Source organism: Pontibacterium granulatum (assembly GCF_029961155.1).
Lineage (GTDB): Bacteria > Pseudomonadota > Gammaproteobacteria > Pseudomonadales > Balneatricaceae > Pontibacterium > Pontibacterium granulatum.
In genome coordinates this window covers 1-2482 of sequence record NZ_JASBRH010000049.1, presented here as the reverse complement: position 1 = coordinate 2482, position 2482 = coordinate 1, and the positions used below count along the sequence as shown (strand labels likewise).

The 2482-nt window shown below is 45.4% G+C and carries 2 protein-coding genes; both read right to left on the bottom strand.

Features of this window, described 5'->3' with window-relative positions; translation table 11 throughout:
• Positions 1-234 precede the first annotated feature (234 nt).
• Complete coding sequence (locus QKW35_RS21130; protein WP_282356355.1) at positions 235-1176, bottom strand: porin; 942 nt, start codon at positions 1174-1176, stop codon at positions 235-237.
• Between the two features lie 139 nt (positions 1177-1315).
• The gene (locus QKW35_RS21125; RefSeq protein ID WP_282356354.1) at positions 1316-1993 is read right to left on the bottom strand and encodes a YccT family protein; all 678 of its coding nucleotides are present in this window, start codon (positions 1991-1993) and stop codon (positions 1316-1318) included.
• Positions 1994-2482 lie beyond the last annotated feature (489 nt).

Genomic DNA, 2482 nt, shown 5'->3' with positions numbered 1-2482 from the left:
AGCAGGACAGCAGGACAGCAGGACAGCAGGACAGCAGGACAGCAGGACAGCAGGACAGCAGGACAGCAGGACAGCAGGACAGCAGGACAGCAGGAGCCTACTAGTCGCTCTTATATAATCAAGCACACCTTACAATTTAAGCACATAAAAAAGGCCGGCATACGGCCGGCCTAATTCAGAGTGATGTCACGGCTGAAGGGGGACCGCTCCTACACTCTGGGATCGTTCTAGGAATTAGAACTTGATACGCATACCCGCCAGGATATCCATATCCAGATCCTTGCCATCTTCGTCGATGTCAGAGATCTCAGCGAATACGCTTACGTTCTTCTGAGCTGGGAACTTGTAAGTAACGTTAGCGTAAACCTGGGTAACGTCGGTAGAAGCGTCCTTTTCTTCCTCTGTTACACCCAGTGCAAAGGTAGTCGTTTTAGAAGCCTTGAACTTAGCAACAACGTTGTAAACATCCAGATCGACAGAACCCGTGTCGCGAGTACTGTAATCAGCAGCCAGAGCTACGGAACCCAGTTTAGTGGCAGCGCTCACGCCCCAAATGTCAACGTCGCTACCTGCACCACCGTCGATAGTCTGGTATGCAGCAGCCAGCTCAACGCCACCTACTTTAGTCGCACCGAAAACTTCGAAAGTAGACGTGTCGGCACTGTCTTCGCCTTCAGCCTCCAGCTCAGTAGACGCAACGATAGTAAAGTTTTCACCTTCTACGTCCAGACGAACCAGGTCATCACCGTCAGTACGGCCAGCCGCATCAAACGCATCTTCAGCTTCGTAGTGTTCGTAAGCTCCTTCAACGCCAAACTCATCAGCAGCGTTGTCTGTTTTACCAACAGAAACAGCTACACCACCGAAGTCCAGGCCAACGTAAGCTTCTTCCAGATCGCTACCGTCCTGCTTATCTTCAGCGGTATCCTTGAAACCGAAGTCCAGCTGGCCGAAAGCTTTCAGACCGTTACCCAGATCGTAGGTTACGGAGTTTTTCAACTCCAGGTCGTCGAACTCAACTTCTGCATCTTTAGTTTTAGAAGCATTGTCACGCAGCTGAACCTGCCAGTCACCTTTCAGTTTGTAAGTCAGGCCTTTGCCTTCGTAGATGGTAGCAGCGTTTACAGAGCTAGTAGCTACAGCTGCTACAGCAGCAGCCAAGATCAGCTTTTTCATTTCCTTTTCTCCCCAGATTTTAAGAACAGGTAAGTTACAGATAAATTTTAAGCAAAGCAGTCCCTGCACCCCTTAAAATAAAAGAGGCGAATAAATCCTGTTTTATATAAAACGAAAGACAATAGAGGCTTAACCTCTATTATTGATTAATCCACTTTTTAAAGCGCTTACGAGTTTCCGCATCAGATTGGTTATACCAATAACGAAGCATTTGCTCTGCCATATTTACTTCGCTTGCTTGATTAGAATTAGATATCTTATTCAAGTCAGCCTGATGAATAACAGGCACAGAGGCCGGAGCAGCCATATCAGAAACCGCCTGTTTATAAGGCAGTGCAGCTTCCGCTCCGCTCATATTGAACTCACTCAACTCATATTCGTAGTTTCGCGCCAGCTGAAATCCTTCCTTTTTCAGGACCGCAGACTTCAGTGCGACCAAAGTGCCGTCACGGTTAATGAGACGCCAGCTACCTTGCTTATTGAACTGCGCAATATCTTTCTCGGACTTAATCGCCGGCGCTTTCAACACCAGCTGTTCGTTCGCTGCGTCCAAAAGCAGCACAAATGGGTCTGTGCTTTCCAGTTCATATTCATCCGCTGAAGTTTTAATCTCTGCCGTGTACTGAACCAACAGCTGATTAATGCCATCATTGAGCTTTACCATATCGGCACCAGAAAATACGCTTTTTCCGATTACCTCTTTGCCATTAATAGCAAGAACAGAGATACCCTCTTCAAGCTGAACAGTAACGTCTGCTAATACCGGCGTACTAATAGCACACAAAGATACCAACAAAGAATACACGGTCTTTTTCATAAAACTCACACGGATCTGCACATACTAATCAGAACCATAAAAACTGATTAACTGCTTAGTACTTCTATGACATCGATAATTTATGGGCAGCGATGTTAGAGTTCCTAGATTACAAAAAAGTTGTGAAAAAATTAAAGGTGAATTTATTCACTATAAAATCTTCTTATATTTCAAAAAAATGAAGCAAAGATTAAGAGAGAGAAATATCAATGCACAACTCCGGTGCAAAACAGCGAATAATTAAACCACTCAAAAAGTAAGCACTTAATTAATATAAGTCTGTTATTAAACGGTTATAAAGCACAAAACTTCCAGATAGTTTAAATATCCACCAATTAATAATACCGATTGAGCCCATGCAAGGAGGCAGAAAGGAAAGCAGGGAATCAGGGAATCAGGGAGTCAGGGAGTCAGGGAGTCAGGGAGTCAGGGAGTCAGGGAGTCAGGGAGTCAGGGAGTCAGGGAGTCAGGGAGTCAGGGAGTCAGGGA

What these genes read in the sequence shown, in the direction of transcription:
- QKW35_RS21125 (WP_282356354.1), bottom strand. Translation starts at nt 1,993, where the DNA reads ATGAAAAAGACCGTGTATTCTTTGTTGGTATCTTTGTGTGCTATTAGT.
- QKW35_RS21130 (WP_282356355.1), bottom strand. Translation starts at nt 1,176, where the DNA reads ATGAAAAAGCTGATCTTGGCTGCTGCTGTAGCAGCTGTAGCTACTAGC.